The organism is Bradyrhizobium sp. AZCC 1693 (genome assembly GCF_036924745.1).
Taxonomy (GTDB): domain Bacteria; phylum Pseudomonadota; class Alphaproteobacteria; order Rhizobiales; family Xanthobacteraceae; genus Bradyrhizobium.
The window spans coordinates 3,299,824-3,317,856 of record NZ_JAZHSD010000001.1; the positions used below are offsets into that span (position 1 = coordinate 3,299,824).

Annotated in this window: 20 protein-coding genes; 10 read left to right on the forward strand and 10 right to left on the reverse strand. The window is 62.8% G+C overall.

Annotation, left to right across the window (positions count from 1 at the left end; translation table 11 throughout):
• Positions 1–34: 34 nt before the first annotated feature.
• The gene (locus V1293_RS15795) at positions 35–1,225 is read left to right on the forward strand and encodes a DUF418 domain-containing protein (RefSeq protein WP_334510830.1); all 1,191 of its coding nucleotides are present in this window, start codon (positions 35–37) and stop codon (positions 1,223–1,225) included.
• Between the two features lie 102 nt (positions 1,226–1,327).
• Positions 1,328–1,654 carry a GNAT family N-acetyltransferase gene (locus V1293_RS15800; RefSeq protein WP_334510831.1) on the forward strand — a complete coding sequence of 109 codons (327 nt, stop codon included), beginning with the start codon at positions 1,328–1,330 and terminating at the stop codon, positions 1,652–1,654.
• Positions 1,655–1,708: 54 nt separating this feature from the next.
• Here V1293_RS15800 and V1293_RS15805 read toward each other — a convergent pair whose 3' ends face one another.
• From V1293_RS15805 to V1293_RS15845, 9 genes are all read right to left on the reverse strand, one after another.
• Positions 1,709–2,773, reverse strand: coding sequence for a hypothetical protein (locus V1293_RS15805; RefSeq protein WP_334510832.1), 1,065 nt, complete (start codon positions 2,771–2,773; stop codon positions 1,709–1,711).
• 297 nt (positions 2,774–3,070) lie between these two features.
• Entirely contained in the window at positions 3,071–4,336 is a 1,266-nt protein-coding gene (gene serA, locus V1293_RS15810; protein ID WP_334510833.1) for a phosphoglycerate dehydrogenase, read from the reverse strand.
• A 59-nt stretch (positions 4,337–4,395) separates the two neighbouring features.
• Positions 4,396–5,565 (reverse strand): mandelate racemase/muconate lactonizing enzyme family protein, encoded by a 1,170-nt coding sequence (locus V1293_RS15815; RefSeq protein WP_334510834.1) that lies wholly within the window; start codon positions 5,563–5,565, stop codon positions 4,396–4,398.
• A 154-nt stretch (positions 5,566–5,719) separates the two neighbouring features.
• Positions 5,720–5,983 carry a DUF3297 family protein gene (locus V1293_RS15820; RefSeq protein WP_442894246.1) on the reverse strand — a complete coding sequence of 88 codons (264 nt, stop codon included), beginning with the start codon at positions 5,981–5,983 and terminating at the stop codon, positions 5,720–5,722.
• Positions 5,980–6,456, reverse strand: a complete 477-nt coding sequence (locus V1293_RS15825; RefSeq protein ID WP_334510836.1) for a glutathione peroxidase — start codon at positions 6,454–6,456, stop codon at positions 5,980–5,982. The genes V1293_RS15820 and V1293_RS15825 overlap by 4 nt, the downstream gene beginning before the upstream one ends.
• Positions 6,457–6,470: 14 nt before the next feature.
• A complete protein-coding gene (locus tag V1293_RS15830) occupies positions 6,471–7,862 on the reverse strand; it encodes an amidase family protein (protein WP_334510837.1) in 1,392 nt (463 codons plus the stop codon).
• Positions 7,863–8,126: 264 nt separating this feature from the next.
• Positions 8,127–8,696, reverse strand: a complete 570-nt coding sequence (locus V1293_RS15835) for a c-type cytochrome (protein WP_334510838.1) — start codon at positions 8,694–8,696, stop codon at positions 8,127–8,129.
• A gap of 133 nt (positions 8,697–8,829) precedes the next feature.
• A complete protein-coding gene (locus tag V1293_RS15840; RefSeq protein WP_334510839.1) occupies positions 8,830–10,113 on the reverse strand; it encodes a PQQ-dependent sugar dehydrogenase in 1,284 nt (427 codons plus the stop codon).
• A 156-nt stretch (positions 10,114–10,269) separates the two neighbouring features.
• Positions 10,270–10,527, reverse strand: a complete 258-nt coding sequence (locus V1293_RS15845; RefSeq protein WP_334510840.1) for a DUF6894 family protein — start codon at positions 10,525–10,527, stop codon at positions 10,270–10,272.
• Between the two features lie 308 nt (positions 10,528–10,835).
• On the opposite strand from V1293_RS15845, the gene pqqA reads away from it, so the two are divergent.
• The 7 genes from pqqA (at position 10,836) to V1293_RS15880 (ending at position 15,945) form a co-directional block, all read left to right on the forward strand.
• Positions 10,836–10,916 (forward strand): pyrroloquinoline quinone precursor peptide PqqA, encoded by an 81-nt coding sequence (pqqA, locus tag V1293_RS15850; protein ID WP_035635412.1) that lies wholly within the window; start codon positions 10,836–10,838, stop codon positions 10,914–10,916.
• A 146-nt stretch (positions 10,917–11,062) separates the two neighbouring features.
• Entirely contained in the window at positions 11,063–11,989 is a 927-nt protein-coding gene (gene pqqB, locus V1293_RS15855) for a pyrroloquinoline quinone biosynthesis protein PqqB (protein ID WP_334510841.1), read from the forward strand.
• A 20-nt stretch (positions 11,990–12,009) separates the two neighbouring features.
• Positions 12,010–12,765 (forward strand): pyrroloquinoline-quinone synthase PqqC, encoded by a 756-nt coding sequence (pqqC, locus tag V1293_RS15860; protein WP_334516734.1) that lies wholly within the window; start codon positions 12,010–12,012, stop codon positions 12,763–12,765.
• Between the two features lie 6 nt (positions 12,766–12,771).
• Entirely contained in the window at positions 12,772–13,083 is a 312-nt protein-coding gene (gene pqqD, locus V1293_RS15865; protein ID WP_334510842.1) for a pyrroloquinoline quinone biosynthesis peptide chaperone PqqD, read from the forward strand.
• Positions 13,080–14,288: a pyrroloquinoline quinone biosynthesis protein PqqE gene (gene pqqE, locus V1293_RS15870; protein WP_334510843.1), complete on the forward strand. Its 1,209-nt coding sequence runs from the start codon at positions 13,080–13,082 to the stop codon at positions 14,286–14,288. Before pqqD ends, pqqE begins: the two co-directional genes overlap by 4 nt.
• On the forward strand, positions 14,278–15,264 hold the full coding sequence (pip, locus tag V1293_RS15875; RefSeq protein ID WP_334510844.1) for a prolyl aminopeptidase: 987 nt from the start codon (positions 14,278–14,280) through the stop codon (positions 15,262–15,264). Before pqqE ends, pip begins: the two co-directional genes overlap by 11 nt.
• 12 nt (positions 15,265–15,276) lie before the next feature.
• On the forward strand, positions 15,277–15,945 hold the full coding sequence (locus tag V1293_RS15880; RefSeq protein ID WP_334510845.1) for a hypothetical protein: 669 nt from the start codon (positions 15,277–15,279) through the stop codon (positions 15,943–15,945).
• On the opposite strand, the gene V1293_RS15885 is transcribed toward V1293_RS15880, so the two are convergent.
• A complete protein-coding gene (locus V1293_RS15885) occupies positions 15,942–17,048 on the reverse strand; it encodes an acyltransferase family protein (protein WP_334510846.1) in 1,107 nt (368 codons plus the stop codon). The genes V1293_RS15880 and V1293_RS15885 overlap by 4 nt on opposite strands.
• 247 nt (positions 17,049–17,295) lie before the next feature.
• On the opposite strand from V1293_RS15885, the gene V1293_RS15890 reads away from it, so the two are divergent.
• On the forward strand, positions 17,296–18,027 hold the full coding sequence (locus V1293_RS15890; RefSeq protein ID WP_334510847.1) for a hemerythrin domain-containing protein: 732 nt from the start codon (positions 17,296–17,298) through the stop codon (positions 18,025–18,027).
• Positions 18,028–18,033 lie beyond the last annotated feature (6 nt).

Below are 18,033 nucleotides of genomic sequence, written 5' to 3' on the forward strand. Positions count from 1 at the left end.
TTTCATTCGCCGCGCGATTGGAAATCATATTGCAATGGCTTCCGATGGCGCCGCACCTCCCCGGCCGATAAGCCCCGCCGAGCGGATCGACGCCATCGACGTGCTGCGGGGCCTTGCCCTGCTCGGCGTTCTCGCGATCAACGTCGTGACTATTTTTCGCGTTTCGATCTTCGAGCGGTTTTTTCCGCAGAACGCCCTGGCATCGTCGATCGACGGCGCCGTCGAAACGATCTTGATGCTGGCCGTCGATTTGAAGGCGCTTGCGCTGTTTTCGCTGCTGTTCGGCGCAGGCCTTGCCATCCAGTTCGAGCGGCTTGCGAACAGCGAGCGCCGCACGTCGCTGCTCGTGCGCCGGCTCGCCGTGTTGCTGGCGTTCGGGCTCATCCACCTGTGCCTGATCTGGAACGGCGATATTCTCACCGAATATGCGCTCGCTGGCCTGATCGTCCTGCCGTTCCTGTTCGGTCCACGCTGGCTGCTAGCGGTCGCCGCGCTGGCGTCTCTCGGGTTGTACCTTGCGATGCAGGCCTTTCCGCCGCCGGGATGGTGGCCCAGCACGGCCGCGCTGAGGCAGGATGTCGCTGAGGCGCATCGCATCTATGCGACGGGCGGCTTCCTCGACGTGCTGGCGTTCCGGCTTCGCGAGCTTCCCCTTTTCGTTCCCCTGCACATCTTTATCTTTCCGCGCACGATCGGGTTGTTTCTTCTCGGCGCGTTCGCCTGGCGCACCGGTATTCTGCGAAACCCGTCTCACCATCTGCTCTTCTCGATCGCCGCCGCCTGTATCGGCCTTGGCGCTGCATTGATCCTTTGCCATGCCGGCGGCCTTATCGCGGGCGGCCGAATCGGCGCGCTGGCAGAACCCCTCGGCACCATCCTGCTGGCGCTGGGTTATGGCGCCGGTATCATCGGCATCGCCAATCTCGAGCGCGGAAAGCGGCTGCTCGGCTGGGCCGCGCCGCTGGGACGGATGGCGTTCACCAACTACCTCGCGCAATCGCTGGTCTTCGGCTGGATCTTTTACGGCTATGGTCTCGGCCTGTTCGGACGTCTCGGCGTCACCGAAGCGCTCGCCATCGGCCTCGCCGTCTACGCCGCGCAGGTCGTGTTCAGTGCCTGGTGGCTGCGCCGTTACCGCTACGGCCCCGTCGAATGGCTGTGGCGGACGCTGATGTATGGTGAGCGACAGCCGATGTTGCTCCTGAAAGTTGAGGCCCCGCGATGACGATTACCTGGACCGACGACCGGGCTGGCGTGGACTGGCCAGGAACTTGAAGCCCTCTATCGGGCCGCGCCGCTTGGCAACAAGAACGCGGACGATCTCGAAGTGGTGTTCGGCAACAGCATGTTCTGCTGCTTTGCCCGCGATAACGGCCGGCTCGTCGGCGCCGGCCGCGTTCTGGCCGACGGCCGCGATTGCGCCTACCTCTGCGACGTTGCCGTGTTGCCGAGCCATCAGGGGCTCGGTCTCGGAAAGCAGATCATCGAAAGGCTGGTCGAGCGGTCGCGGAGCCACACCAAGATCATTCTCTATTCGGTCGCCGGCCGCGAGCCGCTGTATGCAAAATTCGGCTTCCTGCGGATGAAGACAGCGATGGCGATTTTCAGGAACCGGCAATCCGCCATCGACAAAGGGCTGGTGTCCGAGAGCTGAGGGCAGACGGCGGCCGGGACTGGCCGCCGCCGTCATCACGAAGAGCCCGCGCGCTTACGTGGACGCGGGCCGCAGCCGCAACAACGCGGCGGGAAGATGGGCGGAGAGCCAGGCCGTGATGGTACGCTCCTTGCGGTGATAGAAAAGACCGGCAGCGATAACCGCAATTCCGATCAGCGACAGCGAGAAGGGAAACAGCAGCGAGTCCTTGAAAACCTTCTCTGCAAGATGTCCGAGATAGAGACACACGCCGAATGCGCCAAACACCGCATAGGCACGCCGCATCAGGATCACGGCCAGCGCGAGCAAGCCGACATTGAAGAGGCAGTAGACGGCCCGCCCTAGTTCGGTTGCGCTGTCCGAGGCGGTAATACCGCCCCAGAAGGCCAGCAGCCCGAACAGATGCAGCCAGAAGGCAAAGTCGCCATTGCCGCTGCGATAGTCCACGGTCCAGGCCACGGCGAGGACAAGAAGTCCGAACCAGATCGACACCCTGCGCCGCATCGCGAAATCGAGGTGATCCACGCCGGCAAACCATGGCGCCAGGTCCATCGACATGAACCAGAGCGCGACCGCGATCAGCGCGACGATGAAGGGAAACCGGTAGTAGCGCAGCGCGACAGCGCCGGCCACGACAGTCGCGATCTCCATGAAGACCCAACTGCCTTTAATCCGGACATAGAAGTCGTGCACCGTCCCTGGCTTGCCGAACTTGCCCCACCAGCCAAGCACGTCCTGGATGCCGTAGACCGCGAGCGGCGCCATCGAGACCGCGACGGCGACCAGCAATCCGCCGGGAGTGCGCAGGTTCTTGCCGTGCCAGAGGTAATGACCCGCAGCGGTAAATCCGATCGCATAGGCAATCGCGCAGGCCGTGAGCGCACCGCCGCCCATCTGCGAGAACGCCACGGTCGAAAACAGGCCCATGGCGCCGATCACGATCAACGCACCGGCGTACCAGAGCAGATGCGCGGCATCGAACTTCGCCGCGGGACTTGCGCCGCTGGCCAGTTCTCGCGCTTCGGCGCCCGAGAGAAAGGCAAGCAGGCGCTCCAGATCAGTTGGGCTGATCACCCCGGCATTTGCCGCACCCCGTAGATCATTCACCGAATATTGCATGTGACTATCATTCCAGCATTACAGGACGGGCGCCCTTCCAAACGGAAGAGCTCAATGGTAATTCCGTATCACAGAACTTGAGCAACGCTCAATAATATTATGAGCAACGCTCACAATATCTCGTGATCGGTCCAACCGGCGGGACCGCCGAACTGCCAGAGGGCAAAAGCGGTCATCGAGATCGCGGATCCGCCGCTGCCGCTTCGTTTCCACGAACCGGTATCCACCTCTGGATCAGGTACGAGGTATGCTTCGGCCGGAAACGCAATAGCCTCCGCAGATTTGATTCTGCCAGGCTTAGATCTTGTATTCGTAGAGCAATCGGGCGCGAATGGTGCCCTCCAGGGACCGGATGTCCGCGAGCACACGCTGGCCGTCGGCTGCTGAGGCATCCGCATCGAGAACCACATAGCCTACCTCGTGGTCGGTCTCGTAATATTGCGCGGCAATGTTGACGGCGTGGCGCGCCAGCACTTCATTCAAACGCCCCAGCATGCCCGGCAGGTTGCGCTGCACCTGAATGAACCGCGTGCCCGATGGCCGCGGCGGTAGCTGGACCTGCGGAAAATTGACAGCCCCCATCGTCGAACCGGAATCGCTGTAATCGACGAGCTTGCGTGCAACTTCGGCACCGATGCGTTCTTGCGCCTCTTCGGTCGAACCGCCGATGTGTGGCGTCAGAATAACATTCTCCAGGCCCTGAAGCGGCGACACGAAGCGATCTGCGTTCGAGCGCGGCTCGACCGGAAAAACGTCGACCGCGGCGCCACGAAGCCTGCCTTCGCGCAGCGCGTCGGCGAGCGCATCGAGGTCAACGACCGTACCGCGGCTGTTGTTGATGAAATACGCGCCGGGCTTGATCGCCCCAATCTCCTCGCGTCCGATCATCCCATGCGTGGCGGGCGTTTCCGGCACATGCAACGTCACGACGTCACTTTGTGCCAGCAGCTCATGCAAGCTCGCGGTCGGCTCGGTGTTGCCGTGACGAAGCCTGTCCGTATGGTCGTAGAAGATGACCCTCATCCCCATCGCTTCGGCGAGATTCGAGAGCTGCGAGCCGATATTGCCGTAACCGATGATGCCAAGCGTCTTGCCCCGCACCTCATAGCTGTCGTTTGCGGACTTGTCCCAGCGCCCCTGATGGGCCGCGTTGGAACGCGCGACGATCCGGCGCAGCAGGATGACGATCTCGCCGATTACCAGTTCCGCCACGCTTCGCGTGTTGGAGAACGGTGCGTTGAACACGGGAATCCCGCTCCGGCGCGCGGCGTCAACATCCACCTGATTGGTGCCGACGCTGAAGCATCCGATCGCGATCAGCCGGTCCGCAGCCTCAAGAACATCGGTGGTGATCTGCGTGCGTGAGCGGATGCCCAGGAGATGCACCCCCTTGATGGCTTCCTTGAGCGCGTCACCCTCAAGCGCCTTCGACAAGCGCGTCATGTTGGAATAGCCCGCCGCCTCTATCATCTGGACGGCGCTGTCGTTGACGCCTTCGAGAAGCAAGACCCGGATCTTGTCCTTCGAGAGCGAGAGTTGAGGAACGGAAAGCTTACTGGTCAAGATCGCGATGTCCTTCAGGGATAATTGATTGGTAAAACGGCGGCCGGGGAGTCCTCCCCTTACGCGGCCAGTGCCTTCATCTCTTTGTAGAGATCGGACTTCCCTTCAAACCCGATGCCCGGTAAATCGGGCATGGTGATGTAGCCGTTCTCGACATGCACCCCGTCTGGGAAGCCGCCATAGGGCTGGAACAGGTCGGGATAGCTCTCATTGCCGCCGAGGCCGAGGCCGGCCGCGATATTAAGCGACATCTGGTGGCCGCCATGCGGGATGCAGCGGCTCGGCGACCAGCCGTGCGTCTTCAAGACCGCCAGCGTGCGCTGGTATTCGCACAGACCGTAGGACAGCGCGCAATCGAATTGCAGCCAGTCGCGATCGGGGCGCATGCCGCCATAGCGGATCAGGTTTTTTGCGTCCTGGTGGCTGAACAGGTTTTCTCCGGTCGCCATCGGCGCTGGATAGAATTCGGCCAATGCCGCCTGCAGCGCGAAGTCGAGGGGATCGCCGGCCTCCTCGTACCAGAACAGCGGATACTCCCGCAGCATTTTTGCATAAGCAATCGCCGTCTCGAGATCGAAGCGGCCATTGGCGTCGACGGCGAGTTGTGTCTGACTGCCGATCTCCTTCAAGACAGCCTCGATGCGCTCGCGATCTTCCGCGATCGGCGCGCCGCCGATCTTCATCTTCACGACGTTGTAGCCGCGGTCGAGATAGCCGCGCATTTCGCCGCGCAGCGCCGACAGGTCCTTGCCGGGATAATAGTAACCGCCGGCGGCATACACGAACACACGCGGATCGGCCTTGAGGCCGTGACGCTCGGCGAGCAGCCGGAACAGCGGCTTGCCGGCGATCTTCGCCACCGCATCCCACACCGCCATGTCGATAGTGCCGACCGCAACCGAGCGCTCACCATGGCCGCCCGGCTTCTCGTTCGACATCAGCGCGGCCCAGACCTTGTCCGGATCGAGATTGCCGCCGCTCGCATCGAGCAATGCTTTGGGATCGGCCTCCTTCAGCCGCGGCGCAAAGCGTTCGCGGATCAGGCCACCCTGCCCGTAGCGGCCGTTGGAATTGAAGCCGTAGCCGACCACGCGCTTGCCGTCGCGCACCGCGTCGGTGACGACGGCAACCAGGCTCGTCGTCATCTTGGTGAAGTCGATATAGGCGTTGCGGATCGGCGAGGCGATCGGCTTTGTGATTTCACAGACGTCGACGATGCGGACGGACATGGCGGATAGCTTTCAGTTCAATGGTCTATCTATCTACGCGTCATGCCCGGGCTTGTCCCGGGCATCCACGTCTCCCTTGCCGCTGCAGCAAAGGCGTGGATGGCCGGGACAAGCCCGGCCATGACGGCAACTAAGAGCGCCCGTCTCCCTGAACTCACGCCTTGTCACGAAAATACGGCTCGACCGGGCCGTGCACCTTGATCGTCAGCGGGTTGCCGTAGCGGTCCTTGGCATTGCCCGCGGTGACGCGCACCCAGCCCTCGCTGATGCAATACTCCTCGACATTGGTTTTCTCGACGCCCTTGAAGCGAATGCCGACGTCGCGCGAGAGGATCTCGGCATTGTAATACGGGCTGTTCGGATCGACCGAGAGACGGTCGGGGAATTGGTCGTTCATCGTTTTGTTGGTCTCGCTCACAGCAGTGCCTCGATTTCTCTTCGTAGCCCCTCGGGGGTCACGGTCGGGGCATAGCGCCCGACCACCCTGCCCGACCGGTCGACCAGGAATTTGGTGAAATTCCATTTGATCGACGAACCGAGCAGCCTCGATTTCTCATGCTTCAGGTGGTTGAACAACGGATGCGCATGGCTGCCGTTGACATCGATTTTGGCGAACATCGGAAACGTCACGTCATACTTGCTCTCGCAGAACGCCTCGATCTGTTTGGCATCGCCCGGCTCCTGGCCGCCGAACTGGTTGCAGGGAAAACCGAGCACCGCAAAGCCGCGCGGCGCGAGTTCGCGTTGCAATTGCTCGAGGCCTTTGTACTGCGGCGTGAATCCGCAGGCGCTCGCGGTGTTGACGATCAGGAGCACCTGACCCTCAAACCGCTTCAGCGAAACCTCCTCGCCGGCAAGCGACTGCGCCGTGAAATCATAAACGCCTGGCATTTTGTTCTCTCGAATCAGCCCGCCGGGTCGATCGCCGCCGATGGCGTTCCGCCGGCTTCGATCGCTTCGCCGGCAGCAAGGCATAAATCCTCGCGGTAACGGCCGGAAACCAGTTGCACGCCAACGGGCACGCGTCCGACCAATCCGGTCGAGACCGTTAGCCCGGGAAGCCCCATGAAGGGAATGGCGATCTGCGGCAATTGCGCATGCCAGACGCGCGCAAACGACGCCTCGTCCTTGCGGTCGAACTGATCGGGGAACGGCAACTCGCCGGATACCGGCACCAGCAGCACGGCATAGTTTTCGAAGAATGCCATCCATTCGCGGGTCAGCGTCGCGCGCCGCGTCAGCGCCTTGGACAGGTCGAACGGATGCACCTTTGCGCGGTTGCCGCGCAGGCAGGCCAGCGCACCGGGATCGCCTTCGCGCTCGGCCATCTCCAGTTGCGCCTCATAGCCATCGCCGAGCCAGAGTTTTGTCTGGAGGTCAGCGGCCTCGCGCAGCGGCGGCGGGTTGGCGATTTCCTCGACGATCCAGCCCGCGCGCGCGAGCCGCTTGCCGGCATCGGCAACGGCAGCCTTCACCTCGGGCACGGGATCGAGGCCATCCGGATTGAGACACATCGCGACGCGCTTGGGCATCGCGGGCCCTTCGAGCGGCGCCGGCACCCACCAGGGATCGCGATAGTCCGCAGCCGACATCGCGGCCAGCGCGAGCCTGATATCGCCGATAGTCCGCGCCAGCGGGCCCGAGACGGCGCTTATCTGTGGCCCGATCGGCCGTTCGGGGAGCGCCGCGTTGAACGCCGCGATGCGGCCCATGGTCGGCCGCAGGCCATGCACGCCGCAGGCGTAAGCCGGATAGCGGATCGATCCCGCGATGTCGGTGCCGTGCGCGATATGCCCGATGCCGGCCGCGACCGCAGCCCCCGCGCCGCCGGACGAGCCGCCCGGCGTGATGCCGGGGTCGCGCGGGTTCTTGGTGTCGCCATGAATGAGGTTGGTGGTGAACCAGCGATAGGAGAACGCCGGGCAATTGGTGCGCCCCAGAATGACGGCGCCGGATTTGCGCAGATTGTCGATCACGGGGCTGTTGCTCTTGGCGATGGCGTCGCGCTGCAGCTTCAGCCCGTTGGTGGTGGCAAAGCCTGCCTGGTCGATATTGACCTTCACCGTAACAGGCACGCCGCCGAGCGGACCGGCATCCTCGCCGCGCCCGATCGCAGCGTCGATGGCGGCAGCCTGCGCCAGCACCTCCTCAGGCCTGTGGTCGACCACGGCATTGATCTTGGGGTTGACCGCGTCCAGCCGCGCCAGCCCCGCAGCCGCCGCCTCCTTGGCCGAGACTTTCTTCGACCTGATCAGCGAAGCCATTTCCGCAGCCGACAGGCGCCATAGATCCCGCATGCAAAACTCCATATCGATTGGAGCCCTTGTAGCGCCGGACGCAGGGCATGGCCAGCGGGCCCGCCGCCCGGATTTTCGTAGCGGCGGCTCGTCTCCCTCTCCCCGTTCTTCACGAGGTCGAGACGAGCGCAGCTCGCTCTTAGAGGGTTGGGGTGAGGGGCTCTATCCGCGAGCACTGCCGCCAATTGATGAGACCTGTACCCCCTCACCCGGATTGCTTCGCAATACGACCTCTCCCCGCAAGCGGGGCGAGGTTGATTAAAGCTAGCGCATATGGGCGACGAAATAGGCGAGATCGGCGATCTGCTCCGGCGTGATCGGCGCCATCACGTCGGCCATGCTGCCATCATAGCCGTGGCGGCTGTTGTCCTTGTACTCGGCAAGGGTCTTGGCGAGATAGTCCTCGCGCTGGTTGGCGATGCGCGGGACGTTCTCCTTGCCCGACAAATCGGGGTTGTGACAGGTGTTGCAGCGGTGCTGCTGCACCAGCGACTGGCCGCGCTGCAGCCGCGCAGGCTCGCCGGCCTCCGTGGGCGGCGGCGCGGGCTTCGGTATCTTGGCGATGAAATCCGAGAAGAGGCGAAGATCGTCGTCGGTCAGCGCCTTCGCCATTTCGTTCATCGGCTCGAAGGTGCGCAGCTTTTCGCGAAACATGAAAAGCTGGATCAGCGTGTAGGGCGCCTGCTGCCCGCCGAGCGAGGGCGTGTTCTCGGTCTCGGATTGACCTTTCTCGCTGTGGCAGGCGAGACACGGCGCGATGCGTTGCTCGATGGTTTCGGCGTTGGCGGAAAAGGCGATGGAGGCGAACGCCAAAGCCAGTATTTGTTTTCGCATCGAGGAATACTCTGGAATAGAACTCGTCATGCCCGGCCTTGTGCCGGGCATCCACGTCTTAACTAAACCGCAGCAAAGACGTGGATGGCCGGGACAAGCCCGGCCATGACGATGTAAATGGACCACTCGCTCGCTACGACTTCCCCGCCACCTTCTGCTTGCCGTAGGTGATGCGATAGACGGCGCCGTTCCAGTCGTCGGAGACCAGGAGCGAGCCATCCTTCATCGGCAGCACGTCGACCGGGCGGCCGATATACTTGTTGTCTTCGAGGAAGCCGGTGATGAGCGGCTCCATCGACTTCATGGTGCCGTCCTTGTTCAACTTGACGACGACGACGTCACCGCCCACTTTCCTGGTGCGGTTCCATGAGCCGTGCCGGGCGATGATGGCCACGTTCTTGTAGGCTTTCGGGAACATGCTGCCGGTGTAGAAGCGCAGGCCGAGCGAGGCCGAATGCGGCCCCAACAGACCCGCGGGGGCAGTGAATTCGCTGCAGGATTTGCCCCAGCCGAATTCGGGATCGACGATGTTGCCCTGCAGGCAGTAGGGCGCGCCGAAATGTTCGCCGACCTTGGTGATGCGGTTCAGCTCGTCCTCGGGCACGTCTTCCGACATCCAGTCGCGGCCGTTGTCGGTGAAGTAGAGCTGCTTGGTCTCCGGATTCCAGTCGAAGCCGACGGTGTTGCGGACACCCCTGGCGATCACTTCGACACCCGAACCGTCGAGATTCATCCGGCGGATCTGGCCGTGATCGTCGTCGTGCAGCACGTTGTTGCCGGGCTGGCCGACCGGAACGTAGAGCTTGTTGTCGGGCCCGATGCCGATGAACTTCCAGCCATGGGCTTCGTCCTTGGGCAGCTTGTCGTAGATCAGGGTCGGCTTCGGCGGGTTGTCCAGGTTATCCTCGACCTTCTCGATCTTGGAGACCTTCGACAGCTCGGCGATGTAGAGCGTGCCGTCCTTGAACGCGAGACCGTTCGGACGGTAGAGGCCGGAGGCCAGCACCTTGACCTCCCGCTTGCCGTCCTTGTTGACGATGGCATAGACCTTGTCGACCAGACGGCTGCCGACAAACACCGTGCCCTTGTCGCCCACGGCGAGCGAGCGCGCATTCGCCATGCCCGCCGCATAGACCTCGATGTTGAAGCCGGCCGGCACTTTGAGCTTCGCCGTCGGCAATTTGTCCGGCGCCGCGGGGATCGGCGGCGGCGCATTCGGCGCGAGCTTGGCGGCGGCCTCGCTACCCGCGGGACGTCCGATCAACGGCGATCCCGGCGGAAGTGCGGGCGCGGCGGCAGGCGGCGCGCCGGCGGCCGGCGGCGTGGCGGGCTGCTGAGCAGCGACGGTCAATGTGAACGCACTGAAGAATGCACCGGCCAGCAACAGGCTGCACGGCGCAGACGAACGGCTTATCATCGGCTTTCTCCCTCGCGGAAGCCCTTCTCTTCGCGCCGGCAACATGAAGCCGGCGGCGGTGGCTTTCCGGAATCCCAGTCTCCGACATTTATCTCCCGATGCGCAATCGGAAACAGCTCCGCGGAAGTTGCAGAGCGGGAATGCCTGGGAGTTCGGTCAGTGCCTCGTGATGGGGCCGCCGGGGCTATCGAGGATCGCTTCGACGAACGGAAACTCCAGCACGATCTCGCCGTCGTCGTCGGTGACTTCGATGGTCGCGCTCAACAGCGCACCATCGGCGCCATCCGTCTTGAGCAGTTCCCGGATCATGGCGCGCGCCATTTCCCAGGCGCGGTCGGGATCCCTGAGCACTTCACCGTCGGGGTCGGAAATCAGCTCATCGCCGATACGGGTGTTGAAATAATATCGCGGCATCGGCGGAAACCTGACTGCGGTTGACGGCCTCGCCACCGGAGGCCGCCTCTATCTCACAAGTTCTTTATCCGGAGCCGGTAGCGCCCCATCATACCCAGAATTGCCATTCGCGGCGGTGCGAACAACCGCGAAAGGCTTGATCCCACGTTGTTTTGACCGAGACCCTCCACACAACCCCGTGAAAACCCTTTGCGGCGCAGCATAAACAAATGGAGTTCCAGGCAAAAGATTTAACTGGCGAACTTTTTGATCCACGCTACCTTAACGCCGAAGGGTGGAGTTCGCCCGGCATCAAAAGGGAGTGGCAAATGGCTTGGAAAGCGCCGAAAATCGTCGAAGTATCGGTCGGCATGGAAATCAACATGTATATGTGCGCCACCCGCAAGTAAGCGGTAGCGCGTTTCATATCTCACGCAGGTGGACCTCCGGGCCTGACACGTTCCGATAGCGGGACTGTGTCCGACGCCCGTGTCCACTTTGCGGCGTTTGTAATTCAGTTTGTATCTTCGAGTTTGAAATCTCCAGGAGACGGATCATGCTTCGCGTCGTCGTCCTGGGCGCCGCGGCCGGCGGCGGCGTTCCGCAGTGGAACTGCGGATGTCCGGTGTGCGCGAAAGCACGAAGCGACCGGCCTGAGCTGCGCAGTACCCAGGCCTCGATCGCGGTCAGTGCCGATGGCGCGCACTGGTATCTCATCAACGCCTCGCCTGACCTGCGTCAGCAATTGATCGCGACGCCGCAGCTTCACCCAAAGACCGGACAGCTCAGGCACAGCCCGATCGCCGGCGTGATCCTGACCAACGGCGAAATCGATGCGGTCGCAGGGCTGTTGTCGATGCGCGAGGGTTCGCCGTTTACGCTGTATGCGCATGAGCGGGTCCTTGCGATTTTGCGATCCAACAGCATCTTTAATGTGCTGGGCGAAAACGTGAAGCGGCGGCCGATCGAGGTCGACAGGGCGTTCGAGCCCGCTCTCCCCGACGGCTCGCCATCAGGCATGGAAATCCTTCCCTTCGCGGTTCCCGGCAAGGGCGCGTGGTATCTCGAAGGCAAGGCGCATCCTGCCGGCGGTGACGACGCGGGCGATACGCTGGGACTTCGGATTCTGGACAAGGGCAGCGGCAAGTACTTCTATTTCCTGGCCGCCTGCGCGAAAGTGACCGGCGATCTCAAATCGCGCCTTTCGGGCTCTGCGCTGGTATTCTTCGACGGCACGGTGTGGCGCGACGATGAATTGATCGTGCAGGGGCTCGGCAGCAAGACGGGACAAGGGATGGGCCATATTTCAATGTCGGGCGAACATGGGGCGATCGCGAGCCTTGCCGGCCTCGATATCGGCCGCAAGATGTTCCTGCATATCAACAACTCCAACCCTGCTCTGCTCTCCGGCTCGGACGAGCGAAAGGAATTGGAACAGGCGGGCTGGCAGATTCCGGCCGACGGAACGGAGATCACGCTGTGAATGTCATGGCCAAGGCGGAAATGACCGCCCTATCGATCGGCAAGGGCATCACGCTCAACAGCGCCGATGAACTCGAAGCGACGCTCCGCCACATCGGCGCGACGCGCTATCACAATCTGCATCCATTCCACCGGCTGCTGCACGGCGGCAAGCTCAACAAGGGGCAGGTGCAGGCGTGGGCGCTGAACCGCTATTTCTACCAGAGCACGATCCCGCTCAAGGATGCGATGGTGATCTCGCGGTTTCGCGACCGCGCCACAAGGGTCGAATGGCGGCACCGGATCGAGGATCACGACGGCGATATCGGCTCCGAAGGCGGCATCGAGCGCTGGCTGAAGCTGACCGAGGGCCTTGGGCTCGACAGCGCCTATGTGGAATCGACCGAAGGCATCCTGCCCGCGACGCGATTTGCGGTGGAGGCCTACGTGCATTTTTGCCGGGACAAGACGCCGCTGGAGGCCATCGCCTCCTCGCTCACGGAACTGTTCGCGCCGAACCTGCATGAGGAACGCATCTCCGGCATGCTGCGGCACTATGATTTCGTCAACCCCGATATCATGAGCTATTTCAGCCGCCGCCTGACCCAGGCGCCGCGCGATGCCAACTTCGCGCTCGAATATGTCAAGACACATGCGAGGACGCCGGCGGAACGCGGGGCGGTTTGCAACGCGCTGATCTTCAAGACCAATGTGCTATGGGTTCAGCTCGACGCGCTGTATCATGCCTATGTCGAGGGCCACATACCGCCCGGGGCGTTCGTGCCCAAAGGGGACTAGCGATCGATGGCTGCGAGCCGCAACATCAGTGTCAGCGAGGCGAGCCGGCCGAAATTGCCGCGGCACGCCCGCTTGAAATTCGATGAGACGCGGCAGGTCTGGGTGATCCTGGCGCCGGAGCGCGTGCTGGCGCCGGACGAAATCGCAGTCGAGGTATTGCAGCTTTGCGACGGCGTGCGCAGCGTTGCCGACATCGTCGACCAGCTCACCGTCAAGTACACGGCCGACCGCGAGGCGATTGCCACCGACGTCATCGGGATGCTGCAGGACCTCGCCGACAAGGGTTTTCTGACCGAAGCACGTGAGAAGACGTCATGAGCGACATTCTCGCCGATGGCAAAACAGCCGGCGCCGCGCCCAGCGACGGGCTCGCGGTCCTGGAATCGCAACGTTCGACTGCAGAGACGTTCGGCATTCCCCTCGCCGTGCTCGCCGAGCTGACGCACCGCTGCCCGCTGCAATGCCCCTATTGCTCCAACCCGATCGAACTCGATCGGGCGGGCAGCGAACTCACCACCGACGAATGGAAGAAGGTGTTGAGCGAGCTCGCCGAAATCGGCGTGCTGCAGATTCATTTCTCCGGCGGCGAGCCGACCGCGCGCAAGGACCTGGTGGAGCTGGTGCAGCATGCGACCGACGTCGGGCTCTACAGCAACCTCATTACATCAGCGGTGCTGCTGACAAAGGAAAAACTGTCGGCTCTCGCCGACGCCGGGCTCTGCCATGTGCAGATCAGTTTCCAGGGCAACGAGCCCATGGTGGCCGATCGCGTCGCCGGATTGAAGAACGCGCATGAGAAGAAGATCGAGGCCGCGAAATGGACGCGCGAACTCGATATGCCGCTGACGGTGAATGCCGTCATGCACCGCCAGAACCTGCACCAGCTTTCCGACATCATTCAGATGGCGGTCGATCTCGACGCCGACCGGCTCGAAGTCGCCAATGTCCAGTATTACGGCTGGGCGCTGAAGAATCGCGCCGCACTGATGCCGACGATCGAGCAGATCGAGGAGACCAGCCGGATCGTCGAGGAAGCCGCCGTGCGGCTGAAGGGCATTCTGGCGATCGACTACGTGGTGCCGGACTATTACGCGCTGCGGCCGAAGAAATGCATGGGCGGCTGGGGCCGGCAATTCTTCAATATTTCGCCGGCCGGCAAGGTGCTGCCCTGCCACGCGGCGGAGAGCATCACCGGGCTCGAATTCGAATCCGTGCGCTCAAATCACTCCATCGCCTGGATCTGGCAGAACTCCGAGGCCTTCAACCGCTATCGCGGCACCGGCTGGATGCCCGAGCCGTGCAAGAGCTGCGAATTCCGCGAGATCGACTTTGGCGGCTGCCGCTGCCAGGCCTTTGCGTTGACGGGCGATGCCGGCAACACCGATCCGGCCTGCACGCTGTCGCCGATGCACGAGAAGATCTTCAAGGACGCCGAGCGCGAGGCGGCCGCGCACCAGGACCGCTTCCTCTATCGCAATTTCGCCGGCGGCACGCTGGAGACGGAAGGCGAGCATGGCGCCTGACGCCGATGCCGGCAAATCCGTCAAACCCGCCGATCCGTTTGCGCCGCTGACGTCGGAGCAGTTCGCGGTCAGCGACGGTCACGATATCTACGTCGAAAGCGTCGGCCGCGTCGGTGGCATTGCGGCGGTCTATCTGCATGGCGGGCCCGGCAGCGGCTGCCAGCCGGACCATCGCCGGCTGTTCGACCCCGAGCGCTTTCACGCCGTGCTGTTCGACCAGCGCGGCGCCGGCCGCAGTCGTCCCAAGGGTTGCCGCAACGCCAATACGCTGCCGCATCTGATCGCGGACTTGGAAGCGATCCGCGAAAAATTCGACTTCGAACGCTGGATGATCGTCGGCGGCTCCTGGGGCGCGACGCTGGCGCTGGCCTATGCAGAGGCCCATCCCGACCGCGTCGCCGGCATCGTGCTGCGCGCGACCTTTCTCGGCACGATCAAGGAAATCGAAAACGGCTTTCTTAACGTGTTGCCGCGCTTCTATCCCGGCCTTTACGACGACTTCATGAGCGTGCTGCCCGAAGGCGAACGCACGCAGCCGCTGCAGGCCTATTTTCGCCGTATCCTCGACCCCAATCCGGACGTGAATATTCCAGCGGCGCGGGCCTGGGGCGAAACCGAGCGCATTCTTTCCGAGCACACGCCGAACCGCACACGCCTCGATCTGCCGGCGCTCAGTTCATCGCGAGGCCTGCCGGCCACGCCGTTCATGGAAGCGCACTACTTCGCCAATGACTGCTTCATGCAGCCGAACCAGTTGCTGCGCGACGCGGGCAGGCTCGCAGGCATCCCCGGCATCATCGTGCAGGGCCGCTACGACCTGCTGTGCCCGCCCGCGACCTCGCACGCGCTTGGCGCGCTGTGGCGCGAGGCCGAGATTCGTTTCGTCGAGGGCGCCGGCCACACGCTGTACGATCCCGGCGTCCGCGACGCGGTGATGAAGGCGATCGCGGATATGGCTTCCAGAACCGGCAAATAGGAATCAAGAAAAATGCCGATGGCGGGTAAAGGCATGCTGCTGACGTCGATGAACATCGACGCCGCGGACGAAGCCGAATTCAATCGCTGGTACGACCGCGAACATCTCGAAGAGCGCGTCGCGATCGACGGCTTCCTCGAAGCCCGCCGCTATGTCGCCCATGACGGCAACCCGAAATATCTCAGCCTCTATTCCACCGAAACGTTTGAAGTGCTCGACAGCCCGGCCTATCGCACCGCGCTGGCGAACCAGACTGAGTGGTCGAAGGCCAACATCGCCCGCTTCCAGAACATGATCCGCTCGGTCGCGCGCATCACGATCAGCCAAGGCACCGGCCGCGGCGCGGCGCTCGGCATTGTCAGGCTGCGTCCCCCGGCTGGCGGCGAGGACAAATTGCGTGCGGCGCTGAGCGAACAGCTCGATCCAGCACAGCTTGACGGGATCATCTCCATGCACTTGATCGAGAGCGACCCGGCGCTGTCGAAGCCGATCACCGACGATCCCTCCGCGCCCAATCCCGGCGCGAGCGACTGGTTCGTGCTGATCGATGCGACCGACGTTGGCGCGGTACCGGCGGCCATGCTGCGCTTCAGCGGCAACATTGCATTGAAGCCGCTGATAATCTCGAGCGGAATCTACCGGCTGATGTGGGATCTGGCCAAGAGCGATATCGGCGGTTAGGCGCCGCCGCTGCTGCCGACGGTCGCGCCCAGCTTGAGCGGCCATCCGAACCTGACGGCACGGCCCGACAAAAAATCCCTGACCCAACGCTGCGCCGGTCGTTCGACATAGCGCCACACGATCCAGGCCAGCCACGTCATCGCCAAAACGATCGCCACGACCCACGGCACGGCGTTGGCAGGCGCCTGACGGGTAAACAGCACATAGCCGAACTGCATATGCAGGAGATAGAGCGGATAGGTCAGGCCGCCGGCCGCAAGCACGAGCGCCGACGGCAGCGGAACGTGACGAATTCGCGTCGCCAGGAAGATGATGCCGACCGATGCGAGACAGATCGCCGCCACGGTCCATGCGTCGAACACGCCGCCGGTGTGCGGCGCCAGCTTCACGGCCTTGTGGATCGATTGAAACACCGCTGTGCCGATCGACAGCGCAAGCATGCCATACAGCGCCGGACCACGGCGGCCGCGATAGAACTGATAGATCAGGAGCCCGACGGCGAAGAAACCGCTATCATCCGTGAGAAACAGCTTCTCCACCAGCGGCGCGTCGAGCGTCAGCTCATTGGCGAAGGTAATGCCGAGCCAGACCAGGATGATGGTATCGACCCGACGCGGGAATATCCCCGCCGCGATCAACACGGCGACCCAGGCATAGAACATCACCTCGATCACCAGCGACCAGTAGGATGTATCCATGTAGGGCTGACCGAACGCCGGCGCCGCGATGAACAGGTTGGCGAGCCACTGCCTGAAGCCGGCGTCGAAGTGCGGCGGTCCCAGAAGCACGATCGCGAGGCAAGTCAGCGTCATGCAGAAGACGAAGGTCGGGTAGATGCGGCTGAAGCGGGCGATGGCGAAGCCGGTGGCGGTGCGGCCCTCGGCGGAATAGGCGATCACGAAACCGCTGATGACAAAAAATGCCGGCACGCCGAGAAAGCCGTATTTGGCGATCGGCGTCAGCCAGGGGAGCGCCACCTGCGGCACCCCGTGTGAGGCCGGGCCCCAGAAGCCGAAATGATAGAGAACGACGCCCAGCACCGCCACGAGACGCAGCAGGTCGAGCGCTTCGACACGCGGTGCTGAACTGGCTGATGGCGGCATGATCAGAACGTTCCGGCACGGGAACTAGTGGCAATGCCGTGACGCTAGCGGAGAGCGGTGAAGGTGTTGTTAACGGGATGTCCCAAGTCGCCGGTCATGCCCTCAACGAAGCACAGGGTATGGAGCCGCCCGAATGGCGAGCGCACGTATATCGGATTTCCAGATGGGGAACCGAGCATGGGGTCAGCCGCTTGACCCGGCATGGACAACTACTCTGCAACGAGTGGTTAAGGATGATGAGGTTGCCATGACCGACCTATCGAAACGCGGATTCATACACACCGCTTCCGGCCTGACCATCGCGGGAGGCCTCATCTCCATCGGGGCGGCCGGCGTGGTTAGGTCTGGCGCCGCCGCAGAGAATAAACGCCGAGGTAAAAGCACGAAGGACGACATGGAAGAAGCGGTCACGCCGCCGGAAGACCTGATGCGTGAGCACGGTGTGCTCGATCGCGTGCTCCTGGTCTATGAAGCGGTGATCCGAAGATTTGGCGCAGGCGAGGATTTTGATCCTGCAGTCCTGACGGATGCAGCCACGATCGTGCGCGACTTCATCGAGAACTATCACGAAAAATCCGAAGAAGATTACGTCTTCCCGCGCTTCAAGAAAGCCCGACAGATGGTTCCGCTGGTAGACACGCTACTCGCCCAGCACCAGGCGGGGCGCCACGTGACCGAGGCGATTCTCAGGCTCGCTCCGACGAGCCGCGCCGACGGTGACGACCGAAGGCGGCTGGTCGGGGCGATGCAAACCTTCATCGCCATGTACCGCCCACATGCCGCCCGTGAGGACACCGATCTCTTTCCGAAACTTCGCAGGCTGGTTTCATCGAATGAATATGACGCCATGGCGGAGGAGTTCGAGAAAAAGGAACACGAACTCTTTGGCGAGGACGGATTCGACAAGATGGCTGATCGCATCGCACAGATGGAGCAACGCATCGGCATCCACGATCTGAACCAGTTCACACCACACTAGCGCGCC

Excerpts from the sequence above, each read along its gene's own strand:
- pqqC (WP_334516734.1), top strand. The coding sequence starts at position 12,010 with ATGACCGCCCTATCGATCGGCAAGGGCATCACGCTCAACAGCGCCGAT.
- V1293_RS15885 (WP_334510846.1), bottom strand. The coding sequence starts at position 17,048 with ATGCCGCCATCAGCCAGTTCAGCACCGCGTGTCGAAGCGCTCGACCTG.
- V1293_RS15830 (WP_334510837.1), bottom strand. The coding sequence starts at position 7,862 with ATGCGGGATCTATGGCGCCTGTCGGCTGCGGAAATGGCTTCGCTGATC.
- pqqD (WP_334510842.1), top strand. The coding sequence starts at position 12,772 with ATGGCTGCGAGCCGCAACATCAGTGTCAGCGAGGCGAGCCGGCCGAAA.
- V1293_RS15825 (WP_334510836.1), bottom strand. The coding sequence starts at position 6,456 with ATGCCAGGCGTTTATGATTTCACGGCGCAGTCGCTTGCCGGCGAGGAG.
- V1293_RS15845 (WP_334510840.1), bottom strand. The coding sequence starts at position 10,527 with ATGCCGCGATATTATTTCAACACCCGTATCGGCGATGAGCTGATTTCC.
- pqqE (WP_334510843.1), top strand. The coding sequence starts at position 13,080 with ATGAGCGACATTCTCGCCGATGGCAAAACAGCCGGCGCCGCGCCCAGC.
- V1293_RS15805 (WP_334510832.1), bottom strand. The coding sequence starts at position 2,773 with ATGCAATATTCGGTGAATGATCTACGGGGTGCGGCAAATGCCGGGGTG.
- pip (WP_334510844.1), top strand. The coding sequence starts at position 14,278 with ATGGCGCCTGACGCCGATGCCGGCAAATCCGTCAAACCCGCCGATCCG.
- V1293_RS15835 (WP_334510838.1), bottom strand. The coding sequence starts at position 8,696 with ATGCGAAAACAAATACTGGCTTTGGCGTTCGCCTCCATCGCCTTTTCC.
- V1293_RS15815 (WP_334510834.1), bottom strand. The coding sequence starts at position 5,565 with ATGTCCGTCCGCATCGTCGACGTCTGTGAAATCACAAAGCCGATCGCC.
- V1293_RS15890 (WP_334510847.1), top strand. The coding sequence starts at position 17,296 with ATGACCGACCTATCGAAACGCGGATTCATACACACCGCTTCCGGCCTG.
- pqqB (WP_334510841.1), top strand. The coding sequence starts at position 11,063 with ATGCTTCGCGTCGTCGTCCTGGGCGCCGCGGCCGGCGGCGGCGTTCCG.
- V1293_RS15880 (WP_334510845.1), top strand. The coding sequence starts at position 15,277 with ATGCCGATGGCGGGTAAAGGCATGCTGCTGACGTCGATGAACATCGAC.
- pqqA (WP_035635412.1), top strand. The coding sequence starts at position 10,836 with ATGGCTTGGAAAGCGCCGAAAATCGTCGAAGTATCGGTCGGCATGGAA.
- V1293_RS15795 (WP_334510830.1), top strand. The coding sequence starts at position 35 with ATGGCTTCCGATGGCGCCGCACCTCCCCGGCCGATAAGCCCCGCCGAG.
- V1293_RS15840 (WP_334510839.1), bottom strand. The coding sequence starts at position 10,113 with ATGATAAGCCGTTCGTCTGCGCCGTGCAGCCTGTTGCTGGCCGGTGCA.